This is a genomic window from Fodinibius sp. AD559 (assembly GCF_052712805.1).
On record NZ_JBQPVW010000003.1, the window covers coordinates 410,523 to 436,927 of the forward strand.

The following is a 26,405-nucleotide window of genomic DNA, read 5'->3' on the forward strand; positions in this document are numbered from 1 at the left end:
CAAAAACTTCATCTGGTCACGGACCTCTGGTTCGTGACCTTTTTTTATTTCGGCAACCTAACCCAGTAGGGTTTTCTGAATAATAAGGAAGTATTTATTACAGACTCATCTAATTGGAAAAGAACCCTGTGGATTGTACCAATCAATATTTAAACGAACTATTTATCCGTACGATATCGCTCGAACCAAGCGATAATGTTTTCAACTTTATCGATAAGCTGACTCGGACGATTGGCAATAAAATGTGACGCACCGGGCATCTCAACATAAGCGGTTTCAATCTTGCGAAGCTGAAGCGCGCTATAAAGTTGTTTAGCTTCGGAAGGTGGTGTGCGCAGATCATCAGTCCCAACCATCACCATCGTCGGTGTTTCTATATTACCAACTAAAGAAACGGGAGAATGCTCCCAGTATGCATCAAAATTTTCCCATGGCTGACCCGGATAGCGGTAATGGGCATAGCCATAATAATTATCGGCCGTAAGTGTTTTACTGATCCAGTTCATCACCGGCTTAATAACCGCCGCAGCCTCAAATTGATTGGTCTTACCAACCATCCACGAGGTCATCGTACCTCCGGCACTACCGCCAGTAACAAACAAGTTGTCTTCATCTATATATCCTTTTCCAAGCACTGCATCCACTCCATCCATTACATCATGGTAATCATTGCCGGGATAGTCGTGGTAGAGTAAGTTTCCAAACTCTTCTCCGTAACCGGTACTGCCGCGTGGATTGGGATAAAACACCACATAACCGGCCGAAGCGTAAAGTTGAATTTCAGGAGAAAATCGATCGCCGTAATTCGAAATTGGTCCGCCATGATTTTCGACAACTAACGGATATGTTTTATCGGGATCAAAGCTGGGCGGCTTCACAATCCAGCCCTGAATTTGACGTCCGTCAACGGAAGAAGTGTACCAGATTTCTTCTACCTGCCCCAGCTCACGATAGTTGAGCAACGCATCATTTAGCCCTGTGAGCCTGCTTCGTTCTCCTTGATTTCGCTTGGTTACAGCCAACTCTGCAGGGTAGTATGGCGTGGTTTCATTATATGCAATCGTGCCATTATCGGCTACCGAATAAGAGCCGCCACCATACGGACGAGCAACCGTAGTTCCGCCCACGTTATTGGCCACTACGGACGTTTCTCCTTCGAGCGTAGTGTAACCAATTTTGGTATTGCCCTCATCATCGTACATAAAATACAGACCCTGCCCGTCTTCATCCCACTGAATAGACGAGATACTTCGATCCAAATTTAGTTCAATTTCCTGTTTGCTACTTCCATCAGCATCCATCGTATAGAGCTCAGTTAGCTGATAGGTCTGTACCTTGTCATCATACCCCAGGTACGCAATTGTTTCTCCATCAGGCGATACTCTTGCTCTGTAATCCGGCCCATCTCGATCAGTCAACTGTTCAATATCACCGCTTTCGACATCCACTGTATACAACTCTGACTCCCTTCGATCACGCTCCCAGTCCTCGTTCAAGTTGGCCGAGAAAAACAACCGTTCGCCGTTACTACTCCACACAGGATCGCCTGAGTAATGATAATCACCTTCAGTAATTTGACGCGGCGCTCCACCCTCGGCCGGCACGGTAAATATATGTGTAAAGCCCGGATCAATATAGCCGGAGCCGTCAGACTCGTAATTAAGTCGAGTCGTTACTCGAGGACTTTCAGCCCACTCAGCTCCTTCAGGAGGGGGTTTAGAATCTGCCAGTTTAGGATTAGCCTCCTTCACCTTCATATTAAAAGCCAGATGCTCTCCATCGGGCGACCACGTTATGCCGCTCGGCGACTCCTCCAGCTGAGTGATACGAGACAAAGCACCACTCTCCACCCAATAAATATAAATTTCACTGCCGTCATCTTCCGATGAAGAAGTAAAGGCAATCCGGCTGCCGTCGGGCGACCATCGTGGATTGCTTTCGTTGATATCCCGACCGGTAAGCTTACGGTGATTGGAACCATCGGCACCCATTATCCAAAGCCGAGATATGCGTTTGTCTTTCATTTTGTCCATCTGCCCACGAGAATAAACAATGTGTTCTCCATCCGGAGAAATTTGTGGGTCTTGAACCCACTGCAATTCAAACACATCCATGCCGGTAAAAGGTTGCTCAGATTGCGCAACCGTCATGAGAGGTAATAAAATGAGGATAAAAAGAGGAAGCAGTAAACGTTTCATAAAAAATTATTTTGTGAATCTGAATCAGCTATACAACAGTAATTCAGCAATTATAGCTAAAACAATGATAGTTAATTGAATGCCGTGCTTCAATCTATATTACCACAGATAAACAAACTTTTACCTAATATTTCTCAGAAAAGCCCTCTCTTGATAAAAAACCATCAAAAATGCATCCTGCCGGGTTGGAGTAATTCTATTGTTAATTCAACTCCCAGGTTTGATACACCATTGATTATTATTTGCTAACAGAATTATCCACTACTCCCTTTTCGAGGTCATACTTAGTGGCATATTCAGATTCATCCACAATAGTTTTGGGATCATTATTCTCATCCACAATAACTACTTTGGGCTTGAAGTCCTTGGCTTCTTCGGGCGTCATCTCGGCATATGAAATGATAATAACCCGATCGCCCACCTGTGTTTTTCGTGCAGCAGCTCCATTCAGGCAACACACACGCGAACCGGCATCTCCGGGAATCGTGTAGGTTTCAATACGTTCGCCGTTGGTAATATTTACGACCTGTACTTTTTCGTAGGGAAGGAGGTCCGCTTCATCGAGTAACTCTTGGTCAATCGTAATGCTTCCCTCGTAATGAAGGTTTGCCTCTGTTACCTTCATCTGATGCAATTTGGATTTGAACATCGTCAGCTTCATGGTCGTAGCTATTTTTCAATAATAAGATTATCAATTAAGCGTGTTTCCCCCAAGTAAACGGCTCCGGCCAAAATATATTTGCTGCCGGATTCCGGCTTTACAACCGGTTTCATCTTCTCGAAAGAAAACAGGTTAAGATAATCAATTTTGAATCCTTTTGCTTCTAATTCATTTTTTTGATGCTCCAGCAGCAGCTCAACGTTCTTAGCCCCGTCAGAAATTTGTTTTCCCACATATTGCAGAGAGCGATATAAGCCGGGAGCCAGCTTACGCTGCTCATCATTCAGATACTTGTTACGGCTACTCAGTGCCAGACCGTCATTGGCCCGTTTAATTGGACCCATAACCAGTTCTACATCATGATTAAACTCCGTTACCATCTGCTGCAAAATACGAAACTGCTGAATATCTTTCTGACCAAACACAGCAAAGTCAGGCTCAATAATATTAAATAGCTTATTCACAACCAGCAGGATTCCCTCAAAAAAACCGGGCCGCGAACCCCCGTCCATATATTCATTAAGCTCCTCAATTTCGATACTCAAATACTGCTCCCCGGAATACATAATTTCATCCGTAGGAGCAAAAACTTCCGCAATCCCTTCTTCCTCACACTTTGCCAAATCGTTTTCGAGCTCACGGGGGTATTCCTCAAAGTCCTCGTCGGGAGCAAACTGCTCGGGATTTACATAGATAGAGGCGACCACTTCATCGGCATGTTTCTGAGCCAGCCGAAAAAGAGATAAGTGTCCCTCATGAAGGGCGCCCATGGTAGGGACAAACGCAATGGTATTACCCTCTTTTTTCAGGGATTGTACCTTCCCACGAATGTCATCAATGGTTCGCTGTGCTTCCATGGCAATCACAAAAAAGAAGGGGCTTATTGCAATAAACCCCTTCTTCCATATTATTATAATTTGAGTTGTCTAAACCGCACGTTCGGGATCAAAATCCTCCAACAATCCCTTAACACGATTGAGAAATGCACCACCGTGAGCACCGTCGACAATACGGTGATCATAACTCATCGACAGATACATCATATGGCGGATCGCAATCACATCGCCTTCGGAAGTTTCGCGAACAACCGGACGTTTTTCAATAGCACCCGTTCCCATAATTGCTACCTGCGGCTGGTTGATAATGGGGGTTCCCATTAAGTTGCCTACACTTCCGTAGTTGGTAAGCGTAAAAGTACCGCCCACAAGATCATCAGGATTTAGATTTTTATTACGCGCTTTAAGAGCTAAATCATTGACCGACTTGGCCAGCCCAACCAAGTTCTTTTCCTGTGCTTTCTTAATAACAGGAACAATCAATCCACCCTTACCGCCTTCGCCCAGCGCAACGGCCAAGCCAAAGTTTATATCGCGCTTCAGGATAATCTCATCATTCTCGGTATCCACCGAACTATTAATAAGCGGAAATTCGCGCATTGCCTGTATAATCTTTTCAATAAAGAGCGGCGTATAGGTCAATTTAACACCGGCTCGCTCTTTGAACTCCTGCTTATGAGCTTCACGCCAGCGTACAAGTTTAGTGACATCCACCTCGGAAAATGTCGTAACATGTGCCGAGGTTTGCTTAGAGCGAACCATATGCTCGGCAATCATCTTACGCATACGATCCATCTTAACACGTTCCACGTTTTCGGATGGACGCTCAATATCGAGTTCCCCGGCAGAAATAGAACGCTGTTCACCTTGTGCAGGGGCCGCCTCTTTCTTGCCAGGCTTGCTCAGTTCAGGCTCCTGTGCAGCAGGTTGCGCTTGCTGTGTTGGCTGGGCCTTTCGTTCCTCAAGGTAGTTCATCATATCTTCCTTGGATACGCGTCCGCCCTGCCCCGAACCTTCAATACTTTCCAGCTCTTCCTGAGAAATGCCTTCCTCTTTTGCAATAGATCGCACTAATGGTGAGTAAAATCGTCCGTCACTGCCAATACGCTGCGGCTCAGACCCACCGGATGGCGCTCCATTAGAACTTGTAGTTTGAGCAGGCTGAGACTCTTTTTTCTGTGTAGATGTAGTTTCTTGTTTCGTTTTTTGAGTATCGGAAGTAGAAGCACTTTTCGTATCGGCAGAAGCTGATGCTGCTTTTCCGGTTGCAATAATTGCAATAGTCTGACCAACTTCAACGGTATCACCCTCTTCGACCAGAATTTCTACCAGTGTACCGGCCTGTGGTGAAGGCACTTCAGTATCTACCTTATCAGTAGAAATTTCGAGGAGCGTTTCATCTTCTTCGACTTCATCACCAACTGACTTTGCCCATTCGATGACCGTTCCTTCCATCACGGATTCTCCCATTTGAGGCATCTGAACCTCTATGCGTTCTCCTTCCTCATCACTATCTCCGCCAGAAGGTTCTTCGGATGATTCCTCTGCCACTACTTCTTCTTGCTGTGGCTCTTCCTCGCTTTCCTCGGCCTGCTCTTGAACTTCAGCTTCTTCAGCAGCTCCACTTCCACTATCAGAAGTATCCGCTGCATCAGGGTCGGTTTCGATAACCGCAATGGCCTGACCAACTTCAATAGTGTCCCCTTCTTCGGCTAACATTTCGATGAGGATTCCGGCTTGGGGTGAGGGCACTTCGGTATCCACCTTATCGGTAGCAATTTCCAAAAGGGTTTCATCTTCTTCCACTTTGTCACCTACTGCTTTCGCCCATTCAATGACAGTCCCTTCCATTACCGATTCGCCCATCTGGGGCATTTCTACTTCAACTCTGGCCATCGTTACTCAGATTATATTATTAAAATTTTGAATATAAATACCTTCAATAAAAATACTGCTTTCAGCGTTCAGAAAACAGCTCCCAAAGATCACAATAAATGGGGTTAGATCAAAATATTTAGGACAGTAGGACAAATATTTAAGTAACTGTTTAGTTAACTCAATTACTATTCCGAAACTACTTTATCGAGTAGCTAAACCAATAAGCGCCAAGCTAACAGAAGGCAAGTGGCGACAAACACAATCCCAAAAACACCAAATAAACGATCGGATAACCATTCCGGCAAAAACAGGTCTGCCACCGATCCGACTTCAGCACCATGTTGCTCGGCCAAATCGGTAAGCGGACAGCGCCAGTTATTCAACAATAAGACTAACAGTTCTACAATAGCAACTCCAAATGCCCACCAGGTAAGCGCATTCACCTGATCCAACACTGCCGTTACTAAAACACAAACGGTACTGATCCCAATCAGTAAAAAGAGGAAAGAATGAACCAGTTTTATGTAAAATACGATTTTGGACATCTTTGTGAGATTTGTGCGGATTTCGTATTGCTTAATCAGGTTAGATAATACGCAATACGTACCACGCTTTACGCTAACGCTTGCTCCAAATCCTCCAAGAGGTCATCTGCGTGTTCTAAGCCAACGCTGATGCGAATTAAGTTTTCAGGTGTAATTGAACCTTCGCCCTCACTGCTACGGCGATGTTCCCAGGTACTTTCTACGCCACCCAAACTGGTTGCCCGGCCAATCAGCTTAGATCGTCCAACAATATTAATCGCTTCATCAGCATTGCCGTCAATCAAAAATGAAATCATACCGCCAAACCCGCTCATCTGTTGTTCGGCAATTTTGTGGCCAGCATGTGTCGCCAAGCCAGGATAAAACACCTTTTCTACCTTTGGATGATTTTGCAGAAAACGAGCCAGCGTTTCAGCATTTTGGTTATGTCCTTTCATGCGATATGGCAACGTTCGCGTACTGCGGGCCAGCATCCAACAATCATCAGGGGAAGGCACCGCGCCGCCTACGCGCTGAACCAATCGGATCTTCTCAAAACGTTCATTCTGTTTTTTTGCTATTACTGCCCCGCCCAAAATATCACTGTGTCCCCCAAAATATTTAGTCGTTGAGTGTAACACCAGATCAGCCCCCAGCTTCAGTGGCATCTGATTGATGGGGGTCGGCCACGTATTATCTACGCAAACAATCGCTCCATTTTCATGCGCTAAATCGCTGATCGCCTCAATATCCATAATGCTAAACAACGGATTCGAAGGCGTCTCTATCCAGATCAACTTGGTATCATCATTAATATGATCTGCGATATTTTGCAGGTCGGTCATATCGATAAAGTCTGCCTGCAACCCCCAAGGCTTCATCAGCTTATTAACCAACTTCCGATTCCCGGCATACACATCTTCGGGAATGATGATATGATCACCCGGATGCAGCGCCCGTAGAACGGCCGAAGCTGCTGCCACTCCACTTGAAAAAGCCGCGGCTGCTTCGCCTTCTTCCATCACTTTGAGCACCTGCTCCCACTGCACCCGGTTGGGATTTTCAAGTCGCGTATAGTGCCAGTCGCCCTCGGAGCGGCCTTCTTTATCAAGTTCATAAACAGTTGACCGATGTACCGGCGGAACGATATCCGGATTATTATTTGCCACTTCCATGGCGGCGTGAATAGCTTTGGTCTCGGTACGCATAATAAGTGAGAGGTCTTTTTTAGAATGATGTAATATTCTTTTGCACAATTTAAAACACGAACAGTAAGGTCGTAAAGTTCTTCTAATTAGAAAAACCCGATCCCAGTAATTAGGGATCGGGTGCAAATTTATGTTTTAACAACACGCTTTTTCTTCAGCCGTGTAACTTTCACTTTCTCCGAAAGTATGAAAAGCCTCCCACTCTACGCCTTGTGGATCGCTAATCCAGCTTTTATCGGAATTAGCGTAACAGCAGGTCGTTTCACCTTCATCTCGGGCCAGTCCATGCGTGCTATCAATATTGGATCGCAGCTCTTGAAGCTCTTCTTTAGTCTCGGCCTCGATCCCAAGATGCTCAATTCCTTTAGCTCCCTCACGTTCGGCTATTGAAAAATTTACGCGGGGATCATCGAGCATCCACTTCGCGTAATCCTCCTTTTGCTTCGTTGGGGCTACGCCAAAGAGCGTGCTGTAAAATTCCACTGATTCATTAAGGTCATTCACTTTTAACATTACGTGCATACGTTTCATAATAGTCACCGTTTTGTTTTAGGATGATTGTTAATACGTCTTCACCCTATGTAGTCGTGGACCAATCGAAAAAGACGCAAAATTAACTCAGATTATTTTTAATTATCTGTTGAGCCTGTTTTGTACCTAATGGAATTAAGAAAATGAAGTATTTGAAGGAGGAGATCGCTTGCTATAAATTTTTCCGACCTAATTAATTATAATTGCAGAACAGGGGGGATAATTTCGTAACGGTATAGTAACAGAAGCAAGCTGGATCGCTCCATATGTTTAGCTTTACGATTGTAGGTCGGCCTAAGAATTGGAAGCTGAGACAAAAGAATGTGATTGTGGATTTTGTACCGGTAATTTTCTAATCTCAGGGACATATAGAAAAAGGACCATCGAAATCCACCTATTCTTTAGGTGAAGCTGGTTTACAATTCTTGAGCCTTGATCTTTTAGTCCCTTTTGGATCAAGCCAAAAGGGACACCACCAAATATTCTTGATTCGTATTTTCTTATGATAATAAGCTCAAGAAATTTCTATCAATCTTCGCAGGATTCATCTTTATCCTCATCTCTAATTTTGTGATAGGCCACAGCACGTCCCTCTTCTCCAAATTGCACCTCACAACAGGCCGACAAAACCTCACCCAGCTTTTGTCGCGCCCGTTGAACTCGGGATTTTGCCCCCGATAGCGACAATCCCAGATAATTAGCAACCTCCTGCTGGGGTTTGCCCTCCACATCTGCCATTTTTAGCGGTTTGCCATACTTTTCCGGCAGTTCATCAATCATCGGTATCAGCCATGAAAGCACCTCTTCGTGCACATCATGCTCCCCCTCGAACTTATTCAAATCCAAAATCGGATCTTCATCCCCATCCATTTTAATCTCAGTACCGGCTGGCTTTTCCTTATCTCTTCCTTTTTGCCGATAGTGATCAGCCAAGGCACGACGGGCTATCCCAAACACCCATGACTGCACACGATCTTCGTGCCGCAAATCCTCAATTCCTTTATGGATACGAATAAAAATATCCTGGAGCACATCATCGGCCTCCTCATCATTTGACACTTTGGAACGGATAAATCCCCGCACCTGGTCACTGAATTTTCGCCAAAGTAATTCGGTATTGAGCTGGTTGTCTGACATACGTCTTAAAATACGAATTTCAATTTTTTGAGATATAAATTAAGCCGATTACATCGTTTCAAAAAATCAATCCTCCTGTCCTCCTTCTCCAAGGAGGAACTCGTTGTTTAAATTGATGAATCTTTAAGTCCCTCTTGGAGAAGAGGGATTTAGGGAGATTGATGAACCATTATAATTTAATCCTTCTGTCTTCCTTTTCTAAGGAAGAACTCTTTTACTACATTAAGTACCTATAAATACTCAGTAAGAGAAAAAGAGATTACAATTACGAATACATCAAGAGAAATGAGTAAAAAGAAATCACATTACAATAAGGAACACAAAGAACTGGCTAGAAAGCTTCGAAAGGATGGAACTAAAGGAGAGGCTATTCTTTGGAATAAAGTTTTACGAGCCAAGCAATTCCACGGCTACCAATTCAACCGCCAATTTTGCATCAACGATTATATCGTAGATTTCATTTCCAGAAAACTTAAACTAATTATCGAAGTTGATGGCTACTCTCACAACTTTAAATTTGAAGAGGATAAACTAAGGGATAACAGCTTAGAGAAATTGGGCTATACTACTGTGCGATTTTCTGAGACGGAAATTCGTAATGATCTTAATAATGTTATTCGAGTCTTGGAAAGTTATCTGCCAGGTAACATGTAATTTCAATCCTCCTGTCCTCCTTCTCCAAGGAGGAACTCGTTGTTTAAATTGATGAATCTTTAAGTCCCTCTTGCCTGTCCCGAGTATTCGGTGGGAGAAGAGGGATTTAGGGAGATTAATCTTACAAACAGCATCTTGTCATTTCGAATGTAACTATGCGAAATGAGAAATATTAGTTTTTAACTTACTGCTATTTATCCAAAACAAAGATCGCTCCCTTCGGTCGAGATGACAGGGTTCTCTCATTCCATAACACTACTGCGGGTCGAGACCACGATATCTGTGTTAATCTGTAGCCCTAATCGCTTTTATTCGCTCCAGCACCGGGGGATGTGAATAGTTCAAAAACACGTAAAACGGATGAGGCGTCAGGTTCGACAAGTTATCCTTTGAGAGCTTTTTCAAGGCGTCGATCATCGGCTCTTTTTTGTAGGTCTTCGAAGCAAACTCATCAGCTTCGAACTCATATTTACGCGACAGTATCTGCATAAAGACCGACACAATCATATCTATGGGCGCATAAAGCATCCCAAAGAAAATAAGCCCCGCATAGACCGACATCTGCTCCATAAAGAACGCATCGAATAAGCCCTCCGAATTCAAAAATATCGACAGCAAAAAGAACATAATACCGGTCTGAAAAATGCTGATCCCCATATTCTTAATGATATGCTTCTTTTTATAATGACCGATTTCGTGGGCCAGCACCGCCACCAGTTCATCTTCCTCATGATTTTCAATCAGCGTATCGTAGAGTGCAATACGTTTGTTCTTTCCGAACCCTGTAAAAAACGCATTTGATTTACTGCTTCGTTTGGAACCATCCATCACATACACCCCTTCCATAGCAAAGTTTACCTTGTCAGCGTAATCGCGAATTTTCTGACGCAGATCACTCTCCTCATCGAGTGGTTCAAAATCGTTGAAGATCGGCATAATCCAGGTAGGTGCTATAAACTGAATAAAGAGCGTAAAGGCCGTCACCGCACCCCATGCGTACAACCACGCATATTGATCGATAAAGGTAAAAAATACCAGTATCCCACCCAGCAGCGGACCGCCCAGCAGAATACTTAGTCCCAATCCTTTAACCAGATCCAATACAAACGTTTTAGGCGTCGTTTTGTTAAAACCGTATTTCTCTTCGATCACAAAAGTGGAATAAATACTGAAAGGCAGAGAAAGCAACTGTTTAGCAAAAATTAAAATCCCAATATACACCAAGCCGGTCCAGATAACTCCCAGCTGCCAGCTTCGAACGATCTCATCCAGCCATTGAAATCCACCGGCAAACCAAAAGACCAGCAACAGTGCCAGGTTAAATACCGAGGTTAAAATGCCAAACTTCGTCCGCTCTTTGGTATAGCGCTGGGATTTCTCATAGGTCTCTTCATCATAGACATCGCTGAACTCGTCGGGCAAACCCTCGTCCAGTGACTTTAGATTTAGGTAATCGCTAACCAGATTGAGGATAAAATCAATGGCCAGTGTGGCTAAAATAATGACTGCAAAAATGTTCATACTAAACTAAAAATTTGAGAGCGAGAAATTTAAATAATGTACTCAATAAAGAGGATCATAAAAGATAAGCAAAATTGTTCGGATGAAATACCTACTCATCCATCTCAACGGCCGTACCCCAGCCATCATAATTTCCATTCTTGGCCTTTGAAAGCCGCTCAAAAAAGTTTTTGAGCTCTAAAAGTCGACCCTTGGTAGGTTTGATCTCTTTTTTTGCCAGGCACAACCAATTTTCAGACGATTGGGAATAATGCACCGAAGTATCAAACTGTAAATTCATCAGACAAGACTTGGTTACATAAGCATCCCACTCGGTTGGGAAATACAAAAAGAACTCCATGGATTGCTCTACGTCCAGATCACCATCCGGCGTTTCGATATTATTAACTGCCATCTGTTCTACTGTTTTTCGTGCCATTGTTAGTGAAATTAATTTTAGGCTCTGATTTTTTTCTTAATTCCATCACGAAAGGTACAGAAAGTGAACGATATCATTAAATTCGTAATTACAATAATCTGCCATTATTGCGAATATCACAGAAATTTGTACCTTTGTGCGTCTTTTAAAATTTAAGTGAGAAAATATCCCATATGTCAGATACTCCTGCGGACCAAGAGTTAGCACGCGATCTTGGATTTTTAGAAGCCTATACGATAGGCGTAGGCACCATGATCGGAGCCGGAATTTTTGTTTTGCCGGGTATCGTTGCTGAAAATGCAGGTCCCGCAGGCATGATTTCTTTTCTTATAGGCGGATTTGTCTCGCTGCTTACCGCCCTTTCACTTTCTGAACTTGCTACCGGGATGCCCAAGGCCGGGGGAAGCTACTACTATGTAAATCGCGCGATGGGTAGTTTCTTTGGCTCCATTGTGGGATGGAGCATGTGGGGAGGCCTCATGTTTGCCACCGCCTTTTATATGCTTGGCTTTGGCCAATACTTAACCTTCTTTTACGGCAATATGCCTGTTGCCGCTTCTGCGCTGGTGATGGCGGCCATGCTTGTTGGCATCAACTACCGAGGGGTTAAAGAGGTAGGGGCCTTCCAAAATATTATCGTAATTTTACTCATCGGATGTATTCTCGTATTTCTTTCGTTTGGCGTTTTTAATATCGACTGGGATGTTTTTCAACCATTTAATCCCAGTGGATGGGGAGCCGTTGCAGCCACCGCAGCTACCGTTTATGTAAGTTTTGTGGGATTTGAAGTTATTGCCACCAGCGCCGAAGAAATCAAAAATCCGGGTCGCAACCTACCGCTCTCAATGATTGCCTCGGTCCTTACCCCAACGATCTTCTATGTTTTTGTGATGCTGGTATCCACGGGAGTACTGCCTGTTGCAGAGCTGGCCGAATCATACATACCGGTTGCCGATGTAGCTCGTGAGTACCTCGGTCCCATAGGTGCCCTGATGATGGTATTGGGAGCCGTACTGGCAACGGTTTCGAGCGCTAATGCTTCCATTCTTTCTGCGGCACGAGTTAATTTTGCCATGGGACGCGACAAAATTCTTACGAGCTGGCTTAATAAAATTCATTCCCAGTATCGTACTCCCTTCCGGGCTATTCTTATTACCGGGGCCGTTATTCTCGGACTCATTGCTTTTGGGGTGGGTCTGGAAACTCTGGCGGATGTAGCCAGCTTCTCATTCTTAGTCACCTATATGCTGGTGCATGTAGCTGTTATTGTGATGCGGCGCGCCCAGCCCGAGGATTACGATCCCGATTTCAAAATACCCACCTGGGCATATCCAACCATCCCGATTGTTGGAGCCATTTCATGCCTCGTTATAGTTACCCAAATGCGCCCAATGGTTCTTTTCGTGGGAACTTGTATTATCCTTGTAGGCATTATCTGGTACCTGGCGTATGCTATCAGACATGCCACAAAACCCAGTCTCGTTGGGGATGCCATTGCTGCACGTGATCGGTCACCTGCACCAAGCGAACGGTATCGAATTGTCATACCTATCGCCAACCCCAAAACAGAACAACATTTAATTCAAGTGGGTGGTATTATTGGTTCCAGCTTCGGAGATGCGGAAATTGTTGCACTAAGCGTACTGGAAGTTCCTCAACAAACCTCCCTTGAGCAAGGCATACAGTTCGAAGATGATCGTATCAAGCGGCAAAAAGAATTGTTGGATAATGCCCGAAAGACTGCTCAAGATGCTGGGATTGGACTTCGCACCCGTGCCCTTGTTTCGCACAGCGTAAGTTCTTCGGTTTTAAACGTCTTAAAAGAAGAACGAGCCCAACACCTTGTTCTTGGCTGGAGCGGCAAACGAAAACCGTATCAACATATACTGGGATCCAATATCGACAATATTGTTAATAATGCAGAGTGTGAAATTTCTCTCGTAAAAGCCGGTAATGATCCTGTTCAAAACATTGTTGTACTTGTTGGTACCGGACCTAACTCGGCCTTGGCTATAAAACGAGGGCAAGACTTCAAAGAGAATACCGATGATGCAACTCTCACATTACTTACGGTTCAAGAACCAACAGGAGAAGATTCGGCTGTTGATCCCCAACAAGAAGGCAAGGGCTTAATTTCATCCATGGCTCATCAAGTTGGTGTTGATGAAAACAGTTACTCGTCTAAAGTCATTATATCTGATGACGTTCGGCAGGCCCTACTCGATAATATTGATGAATATGATACGGTTATAATTGGGGCTACACGAAGTACAGCTGTTCGTCAGGCGCTGTTTGGCTCTATTCCTGAAGAGATCGGAGAAAAGTCTGATGCAAATGTGATTATAACCCGGGGACGAGAATATAAGCCCCGTACCGTTACGGAAGGAATTATTGAACGGCTTTCGCGCTAATTGGTATCCAACAGCTTGTCAACATCATCTTTACTGCCTACCAATAACAAACGGTCCCCTTCTTTTATTTCAGTGCTTCCCTTCAGCATGCCAATTGGTTCATACTGTTCCGGGAGCCCTACTTTTTGATCTGTTTTGCTCAGTCGTTTTATAGTAATCAGGTTTAGCTGATATCGTTTTCTTATTTGCAGCTCTTCAAGCGTATATCCCGCCATGGAATCCGGTGCTTCCACTTCAAACATGGCCAGCCCTTCCCCAAGATCAAACACATCCGACATACCGCGTCGCACCAGCGAAACCCCCATACGTTCAGCCACCTGTCGCTCGGGATGAATAACATCTGTAATACCAATCTGTTTTAAGATCTGTTCTTGGGTGTACGAACTGGCGCGCCCATATACTTCTTTAACTCCCGCATTCAACAAGTGCATGGCAATAAGCGCCACTGGTTCAAATGTTTCTCCAATTGAAATAATCGCTACATCAACATTCGTAATTCCGTGTTCTTCCAATAATTCGGCATCCGTACCGTCAAAACAAATGGCATCAGAAACGTAATCCTTTATCTGTTCGATATGTTCCATATCATTGTCGATGGCAATGACATAGGCTCCTTCTTCAGAAAGTTTTTTTGCCAAAGCCTTTCCAAAAGCACCAATTCCAATAATAGCAAACTGCAGTTCGGTCCGTCGTTTCATCATAGCTGAAAATTAGTAGTTAACGTTACGATACCATAATACTTTCTTCGGGATATTGATATTTTCGGTTGTCGGCACGGCTTGCAAAAGCCACCATAAACGTCAGAATACCCACCCGGCCGAGAAACATCGATACAATAATAATACTTTTGCCCCATGAGGTTAAATCGCCCGTTATGCCCCGCGAAAGTCCCACCGTGGCAAAGGCTGAAACTTCCTCAAACAAGAGATCCAAAAAGGCGTGATCTTCCACAATAGCAAGCAAAATGGTACTTATACTGATGCAGGAAACTGCCAACAAGATAACCGTCATCGCCCGAAATATCACGGAGTTGGGAATTGTACGTTTGAATAGCTCCATGCGACTGTATCCGCGAATACTCATTGTCATCGATCGAACCAATACGGCAAAGGTAGTTGTTTTGATTCCCCCCGCAGTGGAGGCCGGGGACCCGCCTATCAGCATTAAAATAAGCATCCCCAATATAGCCGGTATGCCTATGGCACCGGTATCCATGGTGTTAAAACCCGCTGTACGCGTGGTAATACTCTGGAAGAGTGACAGCAAGAGCTTCTCCGCAGTGGAATGACCCGCCAATGTTTCATTCCATTCCAAAATCAAGATCAGTGCGGTGCCTATCACAATTAAAACACCTGTGACCGACAATACCACACGAGTATGTATTGATAAATGGCGGCGCCATATTTTCTTTTCTTTTCTGCGCTGGATAAGCTCCCAAATAACCGTAAATCCAAGTCCGCCCAATACAATTAAAACCATTGTAGTAATATTTATGGGCCAATTGGTAGCATTATGGGCATCGGCCAAACTATTGGTAAAAAGCGAAAAACCAGCATTACAAAAGGCAGATATGGCGTGAAATACAGAAAACAAAAAACGCTGTCCCTGTGACGAGAATTCCATATCCCAGCTGACATAATAGGCTACTACTGCGATGGCCTCAACCAGAAACGTAAAACCGACTACTTTTTTCAACGTAGCGGTTACCAAGCTGGTATTCTGTTCGGCAACCATCTCTTTAACCGTATTCATTTGTCCCACGCCAAGCCCGCCGCTGATAAACAGAAACAAAAAGGTGGCAAAAGTTATAATACCAATACCGCCGAGCTGTATGAGCGTCAAAATCACAAGCTCTCCAAAGAGGGTAAAATGAGTAGCCGTATCCACCACAATCAGTCCCGTTACACAAACGGCACTTGTAGAGGTGAACAGCGCATCAATAAATGCCAGTCCATTACCATCCTGTGTTGCTCCTGGCAACATAAGTAACAATGTCCCAGCGGCAATAATCGAAAGAAAAGTATATACAAGAAAACGCGCGGTATTTTTTTGATCTTCGAGCAGCTCCGGCAAGTACTGCAAAAATTTGACTATAACAATAAAAAGCAGATATCCCTTTAAAAACTGCAAAAAGAAACCCTCAGGATCTTCTACAATAAAGACCAGCGATCCTATAATATTTGCAGAGGTAGCAAAATCAGCTAATACAACCAGTGAAAAAGCGGAAAGCACCCCTTCAAACCAGCGCTTTCGTAGAAAGGCTTCTCGAGAGGTTGTTAATATGAATTTAAGCAAGAAGTTCAAGACAAACCCAAAAACCAGCCATCCCTCAACTTGCTGATTCAACTGCTTCATCTCGGGCGTGAGTTCAAATCCCAAGGGAATAAGTAAACTAACAATTACGAGTACTATGAGCAGTGCTGAAAAAACTCTCAGATAGGGGTGGGCAACCTTATCAATTTCGTATATATCATCCTGCACATAATGAAAAAAGAGATTCGCCCTCTTTTTAAAATTCTGCCAACGCTCTTGCAGTCGATTCCATTTTTTTCTCCACTTATTGGGTCTTTTCATAGAGACCAAAGATAGAAATTATTAGAACTGAATAAAGCACTTAATTATGCTTTACATTCTTCGATCTCTATACAATGGTTTTGATCCTTCTGTTCTATATTTTTTGCCTGTCGAATGTAATATGTATGGATCGGCTTACCTTCATCAGAATATTGAGACACCTTGATTTTAATTCCGGAAACGGGCACTAACTTTCGAGTTTGTAATTTCAGTGCTGATAATTGCCGCTCTATTTTAAGCTTATTGATTTCAACCTCTTCCAGTTCTTTTTCATATTGATCAACCTGTTTTCCAAACTCAATTGATTCCTCATAAGAAAGCTCATTTTTATCACAGGTGGGCTTATTGCGGTGCAGCTTTGCCTTTTTCGCTTCCCAGTCACGAAGCTCATTCCGCAATTCTTTTATACGCTGTGCTTTCTCAGCCAGCTTGTGTTCTTTGTACTGAAGGTCATCTATCGTTGCAATCATGGCTCATGATTCATTTTGGAATTCCCCCGTTCCGGGATCAAGCTTATTTAGATTGTGCTCAGACAAATAATTATCAATTTTATTCTTTACGATTTTTATTGCCTTTTGCTCTTTAGTTGCTTCCCCAATAAAGTCAAGGAGTAAATTTTCTTCTTCGGGATGCCTACTTTTGGCTACTACTTTATAATTCAAAAGCTGGGCGTCTTTTTCATCCAACTCATTGGCTTCATAAAGAACCGCGCCGCGGTATGTTTCTAACTTTTTGATGGTTGTACCTCGCAATTTTTAAACTGCTTTCGTAATTATAGACATGAAAAATCTATGCCACTTTAGTTTATAATTTTACTAACCATAAAAAACATCTTGGAAAAGGTTATAGGGCCATATTTTCCTGAAGTTTCCAGAAAAGCTTATGAGTAGTGTCCCATTTTGGGTGATCGGCCTCCCAATTTGGAATATTTTTTTTAGAGATCGTATTCTTCAATTTTGCGATATAAAGTGCTTGTACCAATCCCCAAAATTTCAGCGGCCTTTGTTTTATTTCCCTCTACCTTCTCGAGCACCTTTTTGATATGTATTCGCTCGACTTTTTTAAGTGAACTCTCAGTTGTAATACCAACGTCAGCCGATGTCTCCTGATAAAATTCCCGGGGTAGCAGATCGGGAGTAATTGTTGTGCCTTCCGCTAAGATCGCCGCCCGCTCAATGATATTTTTTAACTCGCGGATGTTCCCCTGCCATGAATACTGTTTTAAAAGCTGCATCGCTTCCTCATTTATAGTATTAACCTTCTTGTTCATCCGCTGCAGGAAGAAATTAGCCAGCAACCCTATATCTCCTTCACGATCCCGAAGGGGAGGAATTTCAATTTTAAATCCCGCCAACCGGTAGTATAAATCATCACGGAACTGCCCGTTCTCCGACTCTTCTTTCAGTTTCTTGTTGCTCGCAGCCAATACTCGTATATCTACCTGACGCTCTTTGGTTTCTCCCAACTTGGTAAACTTTTTATTCTCCAAAAAGCGAAGCAGTTTGGCCTGCAACCCGATATCCATTTCTCCGACTTCATCAAGAAAAAGTGTTCCTCCGTCGGCCTCTTCAATCAACCCCTTTTTGGATTCAGTCGCCCCGGTAAAAGCCCCTTTCTTAAATCCGAATAATTCTGACTCCAGCATATCTTTGGGGAACGCGCTGCAGTTAAGAGCAACAAAAGGGCCATTCTTTCGCGTGCTGCCCTGATGTATAGCCTGCGCAAAAAGCTCTTTCCCCGTTCCTGTTTCGCCCTGCAATAACACGCTCATATCTGAATCAGCCACCTTCTTTGCCATCTGAATGGTTTCTTCAATCTCCTCAGATTCTCCAATAATATTTTCAAACCCATACTCGCTTTCCACCCGATCTTCGAGATGCTGTAGCTTTGCATTCATACTGGCCTTTTCGGCCGCACGCTCTACCACCACATGAATGTGATCATCATTATCTCCCTTGGTGATATAGTCAAAAGCTCCCTGCTTCATGGCATTGACACCATCCTGGATGGTGCCGAAAGCGGTTATTAATATCACTTCTATTAATGGGAACTCTCTCTTTATGTGCTCAAGAAGATCCAACCCATTGCCATCAGGCAGCTTTACATCACAAACAACCACACTTACTGATTCTTCATTAAGGATCCGCAGTCCTTCTTTGGCATTTTTAGCTTGGTGTACCTCAAACCCTTCTAAGCCAATAATTCGAGACAATAGCTTCCTGAACCGCTCTTCGTCATCAATAACTAATATATGATTACGCTTCATAATCCTATTGCTCTGTTATATTTAAAGCTTTGCTTAACGTAAAATAGAAAGTACTTCCTTCACCCGGCTCACTTTCAACGTCTATGGCGCCCCCCTGTGCGTTAATGAATTCTTTCGCAATAGCCAGTCCCAATCCACTTCCACCGCTGTCTTTGTCACTATTTATCTGAACATATTTTTGAAATATTTTCTGCTGAAATTCCTGTGGAATTCCCTTTCCGAAATCAGTTACTGAAAATCGAATGCTTCTGGGCCTATTTTCTGCTTTTAGGACGATGTCTTTTCCTGATGAAGAATACCGAATGGCATTCGAGATCAAATTAACCAGTACCCAAACCGACTTTTGCACATCTGCCTTAACCGGTGGCAAACCTTCTTCATATTCTATTTTCAACTCAATTCCATTCTGATTAGCCTGCATTATCATGGTTTCATATGCATACTCCAGCAAATTCACGGGGCGGACCAACTGGCTATTAAGCTGAATATTTCCCGTTTCTATTTTTGATAAATCCAACAATTCGCTCGTTGTCCTTTTCATTCGGTCGGTATCATTTCGGATGCTATTTATGAGATCTTCTTGTTCCTCGTTTAATACACCTACCCGTTCATCTTCCAACAGGCGTAAACTCATATTTATGGAAGCAATGGGTGTTTTTAATTCGTGAGAAACGACTGCTATAAAATTCGTTTTTGCCTCATTAATTTTCTGAAAATGCGTTACGTTTTTCAACGTGATGATGGTTCCAATCTGCTTGCGGTCATCATTGGCATTCTCTTCATTCTCCATCACCACAGGCTGGGTTTCACGGGAATAATAAATTACCCGATCCCCAGATAGTACCTTAATAAGCTGTTGTTCCTCATTATCATTCTGTTCATCCTCATCATCCATAAGATCTTTTAGCAACTCTCTCATCAAATCGTTTTTAGAAGCAATACCGGGTGCATATTTGCCCACCAATTGCTCCCGGTTCAAACCCGTTAATTCCTCAGCTTTGGCATTCACAAACAGGATATTCATTTTCCGATTCAGCCCAATAACGGCTTCACTCATTTGGTTGATTATGGCCTCAATACGCTTTTTTTCATTTTTCAACTTTGCCAAATTCATTGACTCATACTCCTGCAACCGCTTTGCCATCGTATTAAATGCTTTGGCAAGCTCCTCATACTCATCTCCAGTCTCAAAGGTCAATCGCTGATTATAATTTTGATCTGATATTTTTTTAATTCTTGCAATAAGTTCCTGTATGGGATTCACAATATAGCTGGGATATTTAATTAACAAGACCAAAGCTAACAGTGTGCTTACAACCCCGATTGCCGTCATATATAGAATAATATTGGCGGCCGAATGCTGAGCATCTTCATTCTTCTTTCGGATGGCATCTAAATTTTTATGTGAAATTTCCGCCACTATCATTTGTATATCACGATATCCCGACATAAGGTCACTATGCTGCTCCATACTCAATGGAGATTGCAGAAAGGAACTTCCATAATTCTCAAAAAATTGCATTAGCTTTTGCTCAAGATGATTGGTGAGTTCGGCCTCTCCCTTTTCAGTAATATTTTCCTGCTGGTTCTTCAAATTCGTTTCGACCACATTCTTCAAAGAATCGATGTGTTCTTCTATCTCCCTGTTCTCTTGGTTGTTCAATTCTTGCAGTGTCGTTAACTGATAATCGACCAGTGCCTGCTCAATGTTCTGCATATAGGTCAGCGTGCGATTGTTATTTTCAATAATCGCTGACGAGCTATCTGCCATCATATTGATGAACACCAATCCACTGCTCCACAACAAAACAACCAACAAAGCCAGAAATCCCAACCCGGCATATAATTTTGTTTTTATATTCATATCCATATCAATACCAGAAATATACATCCGCAATGCAATAATGTAATAATACAGGGATCATGCCAAGCTATTTCACCCCTTCCTGTAACTTTCAAGTGACATGAGCCTTATTAAGATACAAATTACTCTCCCATTTTGGGATAACATTAAACTTACAGAGATATATCGCTCTATGGAAGGAACTTTAGAACCAACTCTTAATCCAGCTTTTAAATCTTTTTAATTTGCTATCAGCCTGATCTTTCAGATCACGCTCCCTGATAATAATGTTTACATTCTCATCCTTTGAAAACTGTTTTATAGCATCGTTCTTGTCATGTGCAATTCGGACGGCTGAACTTCCCCTACACCCTGCACGCTCTAACATGTCTAATCCCTCACTTAGCAAAAGCTCTCTCTCAGTAATAAATCTTTCTGCAGCCGATGGGGGAAGCTGATACGGTATTTCAATAATATTCAGAAGGATAACTCTCCCATTATGTGTTGTTGCCAAATCAATAGCAGTAGGCAACAACACATCGAATTCCTTCGAATTCTGGATGGGAACCAAAACTGAGTACCCATCTTTTAACTGAGATGAACCGCTTTTTGATGCACTGTTCATGCCCGTTCTTTCATTTCCTTTCATAAACCATAACTAATTAAGAAGTTATTGTAAGAGTAGATGGAAAAACCATGCCAATGCAACAGGCATACTCATTTATAAGCCTAAGCCACTGTCAAACAACCACTTAGGCAATATCCAATCATTTATTTAGCTTGGTATCACCGTTTCATTATGATAGGTTAATTCCCAATATTGAAGAGTCATTCTACTGTTTTCAAATCTGTTGGTTCTGATCTTTTCATCATCAGGATTGAACGCCTGTACCATTGTTAACGTTACTTAGTTCAATATCAAACTAAATAAATGATTGCTATGAATTTAGCTGATCAACATGTAATTGTAACAGGAGGGGCCGGATCGCTGGGAACGGCCGTAGTACAATTATTATTGGATTCCGGTGCCGCCTGCAGCGTGCCCTGCTTTAATCAAGACGAGTTCGATTCTTTTCAGTTTTCTGATCACGAAAAGGTATTTACAACAGTAGGTGTAGATCTTACCGAAGAAGAACAGGCACAATCGTTTTTCGATGATGCAGTAGAAGCCAACGGCCCACTCTGGGGATCTGTTCACATAGCCGGCGGTTTTGGAATGGGGGCCATTGAAGACACGCCCAAACCGGCCTTTATGAAACAGATCAACCTCAACCTGGTCACCTGCTACAATAGTTGTCGCGCTGCAGTACAGCATTTTAAATCACAGGATAGTGGCGGACGTATTGTCAATATTGCTGCCCGTCCGGCCCTGGAACCGCGACAGGGTAAAGGCATGACTGCCTATACCACGGCCAAAGCAGGAGTTGCTGCGCTGACCGAATCGTTGGCTGCCGAAATAGTTCAAGAGGATATTTTAGTCAATGCCATAGCACCTTCGGTGATTGACACCCCACAAAATCGCGAAGGCATGCCCGATGCCGATTTTGACAAGTGGCCCAAAACCGAGCAGCTGGCTCAACAGATTGTCTACTTGGTGTCTCCCGAAAATGAAATCACGCGGGGCAGTGTTATTTCAGTGTATGGAAAGAGTTAACCTACTTTAGCTGTGCCTCTTTTAACGAATCCATAGCCGCCTTATACCCTCGCTCTATCATCTCGGCCGTATTTTCCGTATCCGAACGGCTAAACTCTGCCAGGTTGGGCTGAATAAGCAGATCTATCTCTTTCAGATTTACATTCGCCAGGTGCTTGAGTGCAATTTCAAGAGTATTGTTTAGTATGTCTAAAATATTTTCCGGACGCTCATAATTTCTATACGCATTAAGATCTACCCCAATTGTAAAATCCGCTCCCATATCTTGGATAGCCGAAAGCGGTACACTCTCCTTCAGTCCGCCATCAACCAATAACCGACCATCAATTTCTACGGGTTCAAAAAGTACGGGTATGCAGGTACTGGCTTTAACAGCATCCGAAACATCCCCTTCTTTAAGAACAACCTTTTCTCCGGTTGAGATATCTGTCGCCACTGCAGAAAAAGGAATATCTGCCTTATCAAACTGCACGTCTCCTAAATATTTGTCAAGCAGCTCTCCCATGGCACCATTCGTCAACAGTCCCCTTTTAGAAAGGGCAAGTCCGGAAATATCCGGCCAGTCGAGCTCCAGGGCAATCTTCTCAATGTCATCCACCGACATCCCAAATGCATAAAGCGCCCCCACCATTGCCCCAATGCTGGTACCTGCTATACAATCGACTTCAATTTCAGATTCTTCTAACGCCCGCAACACGCCTACATGGGCAGCCCCCAAGGTTGCTCCACCGCCCAGTGCTAATCCAATTTTTTCTTCTGTTTTAAAATCAAATAATCCCATAGCGATAACTCATTTCGAATTTTAAATCTATTTCTATCGTCAAAAAGTACAATTATTAGCAACAATAAGGGAATAGAATAAGGACTTTTAGTGTTTAGTGAAATCAATTAGATGCATTGAAACTATCTATTTTCTTGCTAAATAGTTTAACATTAAATTATATTTCTGCACAAAAGGAATTTATTGAACCTAACAAAGGAAGTTTTATGAGCAAGCAACCACTGTTAACCACCTACAATTTATCCGGAATAAAATTAGCCAACCGTATTGTAATGGCTCCAATGACGCGGAGTCGCGCCGGAGAAAATAATATACCTACCGACCTAATGGCCAAATACTACCGGCAGCGATCATCTGCGGGTCTTATTATTAGCGAGGGCACACAAATTTCGAAGCAAGGCATCGGGTATCCGTGGACACCCGGCATTCACACTGATGAGCAGGTCGAAGGATGGAAGAAAGTGACCAAGGCCGTTCATCAGGAAAATGGAAAGATCTTTGCTCAATTATGGCATGTGGGACGTGTTTCGCATCCGCGATACCACAACGGTGAACCACCGGTAGCACCTTCTGCCGTTAAGCCCGAGGGACAGATTTTTACAGCGGATGGGATGAAGGATTTTGTGACGCCACGTGCCCTCGAAACAGACGAAATTCCGGGTATTATCGGGGATTATACCCAGGCTGCCCAAAATGCAGTTGAGGCTGGTTTTGACGGTGTGGAAATTCACGGTGCCAACGGATATCTCATTGATCAATTTCTAAAAGACGGTACGAATAAACGCGATGATCAATACGGGGGTAATCTAAAAAACCGCACCCGCTTTGCTCTTGAAGTAGTAAAATCTGTTATCGAAGCCATCGGGGCAGATAAAACAGGTGTTCGATTTTCACCGGCCGGACGTAACCAGGGCATCAGCAATTCTAATCCTAAAGAAACTTTTGGCTATCTCTTTAAACAACTTAATGATTTCAACCTGGCTTATGTCCACCTTATGGAGCCGATGAGTGATGTTAGCGATCTCAATAATTATCCAACTGAGGTCACCAAATACTTCCGCAAAATTTATGAAGGCACTATCATTACGAATGTGGGTTATGACAAAAAAAGCGGCAACAAAGCTATTGAAGATGGATTAGCTGACTTAGTAGCTTACGGACGACCGTTTATTGCTAATCCCGACCTTCCCGAGAGATTCGCTGCAAATGCTGAACTTAACAAACCCGACAAAAGCACCTTTTACGGCGGAAATGAAAAAGGGTACACCGACTACCCATTCATGAATAAATCCACCGAAATGGTGGCAGAGTAAAAATAAAATTAGATTACATACAAATGGCCACCAGGTTTCCAATATAGATTTTTCACCTTCATCCGCTATCTTTTGCATACGATTTATAGGTAACCAAAAGTTTGTATTAAGAATTTATGTCACACAGCAAAGGAATCCATCACATAACCGCCGTCGCCGGAGATCCCAAAGAAAATCACCGGTTTTATACTGAAGTTCTGGGACTTCGGCTCGTAAAAAAAACGGTCAACTTTGACGATCCATCTGTTTATCATCTGTATTATGGAAATGAATCGGGTGAACCCGGTAGTATTCTCACTTTTTTTCCTTGGGAACACCTGCAAAACGGTGACCCCGATCGCGGACAGGTAGTAGCCGTTTCGTTTTCTATCCCAACAGGTGCTAAAGCTTTTTGGCTGGATCACTTACGCAGCCAAAATCTTGATATTGAAGAACCTTTTTCCCGTTTCGGTAAAGAAATAATAGGCCTGCAGGATCCTGATGGATTGCATCTTGAACTTGTACTCGATCCCAAGGCGAATAGTTTTGATGGGTGGTCCGGTGGACCGATCCCCCAAGAACATACTATCCGCGGCTTGCATGGAGCAACCCTGGCAGAAAAAAACTATTCCGGAGCGGGAAGATTGCTCGAAGAAGACTTTGGATTTAAGCTAACCAATCAGTTAGAAAATAGGTACTTGTACGAAACAGAAGCTGACTTCGGTTCTGTTGTTGAAATTATTGACGGATTCGATCTCAACGGTCGGCCGGGCAAAGGTACCGTGCACCACATCGCTTTTAGGGTAGCAGACGAAGAAGAGCAACAGTCACTCAAAAAGAAGCTCCTAAACAAAGGTTATTATCTTACCGAAGTGAAAGATCGCGACTACTTTAAGTCGGTCTATTTTCACGAACCGGGAGGAGTATTGTTTGAAATTGCTACCGATCCCCCCGGCTTCACAAAGGACGAGCAATTAGAAGAACTCGGCTCTTCTCTTAAGCTGCCCGATTGGCTCGACCAGCACCGAGATACTATTGAAAACGAACTACCACAATTAAACAGTTAGTTAACCTTTATGTCCGAACACAGAGGGCTACATCATATTTCAGTAATTGCCAGCAATCCTCAAGACAATTACGATTTCTACGTAAAAAAATTGGGAATGCGAATGGTTAAAAAAACAGTCAATCAGGATGATCCCACCAAATATCATCTCTTCTATGCTAATGCCGAGGGCAGTCCTGGTTCCAGCCTGACCTTTTTCCCCTGGCCGCGTGCCCGACAGGGAACGCCCGGATCGGGAGAAGCCACAGAAGTATCGCTGGTAGTCCCCGAATATTCCCTTGACTACTGGCAAGGACGGCTGGATGATCAAAATATCCCCCACAGTAACCCATTTGAACGCTTTGATCAAACACACATTTCTTTCAAGGATCCTGATGGACTTCAACTTCACTTGGTTTTTGATAATCAAAAAAGCGATCTAAAGTCATGGGATAAGTCTCCTGTTCCTAATGAATATCAGATCCAGGGTTTCTGGAGTACCACCCTTAAATTGGATCGCGTTAAAGAAACGGAAGAAGTAATAACTTCTGTATTAGGATTTGACAAAATAGACACCGAAGGCAATTTGACACTTTATCAAACCAATAGTGAACTTGGCCATTCCCTGATTATTGAACAGGTAGATACACAGCAAGGACAAAACGGAGCGGGCATCGTTCACCACGTTGCGTTTCAAACCAAAGACGAGGAGGATCTTAAGGAGATGCGCTTTAAGATCATTCGGATGGGCATGCAGCCTACTGAAATTATCGACCGACACTTTTTTAAATCAGTTTATTACCGAACACCCGGTGGCGTTCTTTTTGAAATGGCAACCAACGGCCCCGGTTATTTTGTCAATGCCGATCCTTCCGAAGATCAGGCAGAAAAACTGGAATTAACGCCATGGCACGAGCCAAAGCGAAAGCAAATTGAAGCTGCTCTGCCTAATATTAACATTTAAAAACTTTCA

The 26,405-nt window shown here is 43.3% G+C and carries 24 protein-coding genes; 6 read left to right on the forward strand and 18 right to left on the reverse strand.

The annotated features are described in order from the left end of the window. Positions 1–158: 158 nt before the first annotated feature. From ACQ4LT_RS07490 to sigZ, 8 genes are all read right to left on the reverse strand, one after another. Positions 159–2,198 (reverse strand): prolyl oligopeptidase family serine peptidase, encoded by a 2,040-nt coding sequence (locus ACQ4LT_RS07490; RefSeq protein WP_445665407.1) that lies wholly within the window; start codon positions 2,196–2,198, stop codon positions 159–161. A gap of 238 nt (positions 2,199–2,436) precedes the next feature. Continuing rightward, positions 2,437–2,859 (reverse strand): aspartate 1-decarboxylase, encoded by a 423-nt coding sequence (gene panD, locus ACQ4LT_RS07495; RefSeq protein WP_445665408.1) that lies wholly within the window; start codon positions 2,857–2,859, stop codon positions 2,437–2,439. A gap of 8 nt (positions 2,860–2,867) precedes the next feature. After that, positions 2,868–3,716, reverse strand: a complete 849-nt coding sequence (panC, locus tag ACQ4LT_RS07500; RefSeq protein WP_445665409.1) for a pantoate--beta-alanine ligase — start codon at positions 3,714–3,716, stop codon at positions 2,868–2,870. Between the two features lie 69 nt (positions 3,717–3,785). Next, entirely contained in the window at positions 3,786–5,591 is a 1,806-nt protein-coding gene (sucB, locus tag ACQ4LT_RS07505; RefSeq protein ID WP_445665410.1) for a 2-oxoglutarate dehydrogenase, E2 component, dihydrolipoamide succinyltransferase, read from the reverse strand. A gap of 194 nt (positions 5,592–5,785) precedes the next feature. Then, positions 5,786–6,118 (reverse strand): hypothetical protein, encoded by a 333-nt coding sequence (locus ACQ4LT_RS07510; protein ID WP_445665411.1) that lies wholly within the window; start codon positions 6,116–6,118, stop codon positions 5,786–5,788. A gap of 68 nt (positions 6,119–6,186) precedes the next feature. Next, positions 6,187–7,305, reverse strand: a complete 1,119-nt coding sequence (locus tag ACQ4LT_RS07515; protein ID WP_445665412.1) for a trans-sulfuration enzyme family protein — start codon at positions 7,303–7,305, stop codon at positions 6,187–6,189. A 135-nt stretch (positions 7,306–7,440) separates the two neighbouring features. Further along, positions 7,441–7,836, reverse strand: coding sequence for an ArsI/CadI family heavy metal resistance metalloenzyme (locus ACQ4LT_RS07520; RefSeq protein WP_445665413.1), 396 nt, complete (start codon positions 7,834–7,836; stop codon positions 7,441–7,443). Positions 7,837–8,364: 528 nt separating this feature from the next. Beyond that, entirely contained in the window at positions 8,365–8,973 is a 609-nt protein-coding gene (gene sigZ / locus ACQ4LT_RS07525) for an RNA polymerase sigma factor SigZ (protein ID WP_445665414.1), read from the reverse strand. Between the two features lie 285 nt (positions 8,974–9,258). Here sigZ and ACQ4LT_RS07530 point away from each other — a divergent pair, with 285 nt between their 5' ends. Beyond that, positions 9,259–9,627 carry an endonuclease domain-containing protein gene (locus ACQ4LT_RS07530; protein ID WP_445665415.1) on the forward strand — a complete coding sequence of 123 codons (369 nt, stop codon included), beginning with the start codon at positions 9,259–9,261 and terminating at the stop codon, positions 9,625–9,627. A gap of 285 nt (positions 9,628–9,912) precedes the next feature. On the opposite strand, the gene ACQ4LT_RS07535 is transcribed toward ACQ4LT_RS07530, so the two are convergent. Both ACQ4LT_RS07535 and ACQ4LT_RS07540 read right to left on the reverse strand, forming a co-directional pair. After that, on the reverse strand, positions 9,913–11,148 hold the full coding sequence (locus ACQ4LT_RS07535) for a M48 family metallopeptidase (RefSeq protein ID WP_445665416.1): 1,236 nt from the start codon (positions 11,146–11,148) through the stop codon (positions 9,913–9,915). A gap of 91 nt (positions 11,149–11,239) precedes the next feature. Next, positions 11,240–11,566, reverse strand: coding sequence for a ribonuclease E inhibitor RraB (locus ACQ4LT_RS07540; protein ID WP_445665417.1), 327 nt, complete (start codon positions 11,564–11,566; stop codon positions 11,240–11,242). A 173-nt stretch (positions 11,567–11,739) separates the two neighbouring features. On the opposite strand from ACQ4LT_RS07540, the gene ACQ4LT_RS07545 reads away from it, so the two are divergent. Further along, positions 11,740–13,977: an amino acid permease gene (locus tag ACQ4LT_RS07545; RefSeq protein WP_445665418.1), complete on the forward strand. Its 2,238-nt coding sequence runs from the start codon at positions 11,740–11,742 to the stop codon at positions 13,975–13,977. On the opposite strand, the gene ACQ4LT_RS07550 is transcribed toward ACQ4LT_RS07545, so the two are convergent. The 7 genes from ACQ4LT_RS07550 to ACQ4LT_RS07580 all read right to left on the reverse strand — a co-directional run bounded on the left by ACQ4LT_RS07550 (position 13,974) and on the right by ACQ4LT_RS07580 (position 21,309). Continuing rightward, positions 13,974–14,678 carry a potassium channel family protein gene (locus ACQ4LT_RS07550; protein WP_445665419.1) on the reverse strand — a complete coding sequence of 235 codons (705 nt, stop codon included), beginning with the start codon at positions 14,676–14,678 and terminating at the stop codon, positions 13,974–13,976. The two genes, ACQ4LT_RS07545 and ACQ4LT_RS07550, sit on opposite strands and share 4 nt — an antisense overlap. A gap of 22 nt (positions 14,679–14,700) precedes the next feature. Further along, entirely contained in the window at positions 14,701–16,551 is a 1,851-nt protein-coding gene (locus tag ACQ4LT_RS07555; RefSeq protein ID WP_445665420.1) for a TrkH family potassium uptake protein, read from the reverse strand. Positions 16,552–16,595: 44 nt separating this feature from the next. After that, positions 16,596–17,021: a hypothetical protein gene (locus ACQ4LT_RS07560; protein WP_445665421.1), complete on the reverse strand. Its 426-nt coding sequence runs from the start codon at positions 17,019–17,021 to the stop codon at positions 16,596–16,598. 3 nt (positions 17,022–17,024) lie between these two features. Continuing rightward, a complete protein-coding gene (locus tag ACQ4LT_RS07565; RefSeq protein WP_445665422.1) occupies positions 17,025–17,303 on the reverse strand; it encodes a hypothetical protein in 279 nt (92 codons plus the stop codon). 182 nt (positions 17,304–17,485) lie between these two features. Next, positions 17,486–18,817 (reverse strand): sigma-54-dependent transcriptional regulator, encoded by a 1,332-nt coding sequence (locus tag ACQ4LT_RS07570; protein WP_445665423.1) that lies wholly within the window; start codon positions 18,815–18,817, stop codon positions 17,486–17,488. Between the two features lie 4 nt (positions 18,818–18,821). Beyond that, positions 18,822–20,687 carry an ATP-binding protein gene (locus tag ACQ4LT_RS07575; RefSeq protein WP_445665424.1) on the reverse strand — a complete coding sequence of 622 codons (1,866 nt, stop codon included), beginning with the start codon at positions 20,685–20,687 and terminating at the stop codon, positions 18,822–18,824. Positions 20,688–20,865: 178 nt separating this feature from the next. Then, on the reverse strand, positions 20,866–21,309 hold the full coding sequence (locus tag ACQ4LT_RS07580; RefSeq protein ID WP_445665425.1) for a universal stress protein: 444 nt from the start codon (positions 21,307–21,309) through the stop codon (positions 20,866–20,868). A gap of 291 nt (positions 21,310–21,600) precedes the next feature. Here ACQ4LT_RS07580 and ACQ4LT_RS07585 point away from each other — a divergent pair, with 291 nt between their 5' ends. Continuing rightward, a complete protein-coding gene (locus ACQ4LT_RS07585) occupies positions 21,601–22,314 on the forward strand; it encodes an SDR family NAD(P)-dependent oxidoreductase (protein ID WP_445665426.1) in 714 nt (237 codons plus the stop codon). A 1-nt stretch (position 22,315) separates the two neighbouring features. Here ACQ4LT_RS07585 and ACQ4LT_RS07590 read toward each other — a convergent pair whose 3' ends face one another. Next, positions 22,316–23,095 (reverse strand): patatin-like phospholipase family protein, encoded by a 780-nt coding sequence (locus ACQ4LT_RS07590; RefSeq protein ID WP_445665427.1) that lies wholly within the window; start codon positions 23,093–23,095, stop codon positions 22,316–22,318. Between the two features lie 206 nt (positions 23,096–23,301). Between ACQ4LT_RS07590 and ACQ4LT_RS07595 the strand changes: the two genes are divergently transcribed. The 3 genes from ACQ4LT_RS07595 to ACQ4LT_RS07605 all read left to right on the forward strand — a co-directional run bounded on the left by ACQ4LT_RS07595 (position 23,302) and on the right by ACQ4LT_RS07605 (position 26,396). After that, entirely contained in the window at positions 23,302–24,408 is a 1,107-nt protein-coding gene (locus ACQ4LT_RS07595) for an alkene reductase (protein ID WP_445665428.1), read from the forward strand. 116 nt (positions 24,409–24,524) lie between these two features. Then, the gene (locus tag ACQ4LT_RS07600; protein WP_445665429.1) at positions 24,525–25,454 is read left to right on the forward strand and encodes a VOC family protein; all 930 of its coding nucleotides are present in this window, start codon (positions 24,525–24,527) and stop codon (positions 25,452–25,454) included. Between the two features lie 9 nt (positions 25,455–25,463). Next, positions 25,464–26,396, forward strand: coding sequence for a VOC family protein (locus tag ACQ4LT_RS07605; protein WP_445665430.1), 933 nt, complete (start codon positions 25,464–25,466; stop codon positions 26,394–26,396). Positions 26,397–26,405 lie beyond the last annotated feature (9 nt).

Bases quoted from the DNA above. Each gene is read 5' to 3' on its own strand.
- panC (WP_445665409.1), bottom strand. From the start codon at position 3,716: ATGGAAGCACAGCGAACCATTGATGACATTCGTGGGAAGGTACAATCC.
- sigZ (WP_445665414.1), bottom strand. From the start codon at position 8,973: ATGTCAGACAACCAGCTCAATACCGAATTACTTTGGCGAAAATTCAGT.
- ACQ4LT_RS07570 (WP_445665423.1), bottom strand. From the start codon at position 18,817: ATGAAGCGTAATCATATATTAGTTATTGATGACGAAGAGCGGTTCAGG.
- ACQ4LT_RS07580 (WP_445665425.1), bottom strand. From the start codon at position 21,309: ATGAAAGGAAATGAAAGAACGGGCATGAACAGTGCATCAAAAAGCGGT.
- ACQ4LT_RS07590 (WP_445665427.1), bottom strand. From the start codon at position 23,095: ATGGGATTATTTGATTTTAAAACAGAAGAAAAAATTGGATTAGCACTG.
- ACQ4LT_RS07540 (WP_445665417.1), bottom strand. From the start codon at position 11,566: ATGGCACGAAAAACAGTAGAACAGATGGCAGTTAATAATATCGAAACG.
- ACQ4LT_RS07575 (WP_445665424.1), bottom strand. From the start codon at position 20,687: ATGGATATGAATATAAAAACAAAATTATATGCCGGGTTGGGATTTCTG.
- ACQ4LT_RS07555 (WP_445665420.1), bottom strand. From the start codon at position 16,551: ATGAAAAGACCCAATAAGTGGAGAAAAAAATGGAATCGACTGCAAGAG.
- ACQ4LT_RS07530 (WP_445665415.1), top strand. From the start codon at position 9,259: ATGAGTAAAAAGAAATCACATTACAATAAGGAACACAAAGAACTGGCT.
- ACQ4LT_RS07595 (WP_445665428.1), top strand. From the start codon at position 23,302: ATGAGCAAGCAACCACTGTTAACCACCTACAATTTATCCGGAATAAAA.
- ACQ4LT_RS07510 (WP_445665411.1), bottom strand. From the start codon at position 6,118: ATGTCCAAAATCGTATTTTACATAAAACTGGTTCATTCTTTCCTCTTT.
- panD (WP_445665408.1), bottom strand. From the start codon at position 2,859: ATGAAGCTGACGATGTTCAAATCCAAATTGCATCAGATGAAGGTAACA.
- ACQ4LT_RS07605 (WP_445665430.1), top strand. From the start codon at position 25,464: ATGTCCGAACACAGAGGGCTACATCATATTTCAGTAATTGCCAGCAAT.
- ACQ4LT_RS07520 (WP_445665413.1), bottom strand. From the start codon at position 7,836: ATGAAACGTATGCACGTAATGTTAAAAGTGAATGACCTTAATGAATCA.
- ACQ4LT_RS07515 (WP_445665412.1), bottom strand. From the start codon at position 7,305: ATGCGTACCGAGACCAAAGCTATTCACGCCGCCATGGAAGTGGCAAAT.
- sucB (WP_445665410.1), bottom strand. From the start codon at position 5,591: ATGGCCAGAGTTGAAGTAGAAATGCCCCAGATGGGCGAATCGGTAATG.
- ACQ4LT_RS07560 (WP_445665421.1), bottom strand. From the start codon at position 17,021: ATGATTGCAACGATAGATGACCTTCAGTACAAAGAACACAAGCTGGCT.
- ACQ4LT_RS07550 (WP_445665419.1), bottom strand. From the start codon at position 14,678: ATGATGAAACGACGGACCGAACTGCAGTTTGCTATTATTGGAATTGGT.
- ACQ4LT_RS07585 (WP_445665426.1), top strand. From the start codon at position 21,601: ATGAATTTAGCTGATCAACATGTAATTGTAACAGGAGGGGCCGGATCG.
- ACQ4LT_RS07535 (WP_445665416.1), bottom strand. From the start codon at position 11,148: ATGAACATTTTTGCAGTCATTATTTTAGCCACACTGGCCATTGATTTT.
- ACQ4LT_RS07600 (WP_445665429.1), top strand. From the start codon at position 24,525: ATGTCACACAGCAAAGGAATCCATCACATAACCGCCGTCGCCGGAGAT.
- ACQ4LT_RS07545 (WP_445665418.1), top strand. From the start codon at position 11,740: ATGTCAGATACTCCTGCGGACCAAGAGTTAGCACGCGATCTTGGATTT.
- ACQ4LT_RS07490 (WP_445665407.1), bottom strand. From the start codon at position 2,198: ATGAAACGTTTACTGCTTCCTCTTTTTATCCTCATTTTATTACCTCTC.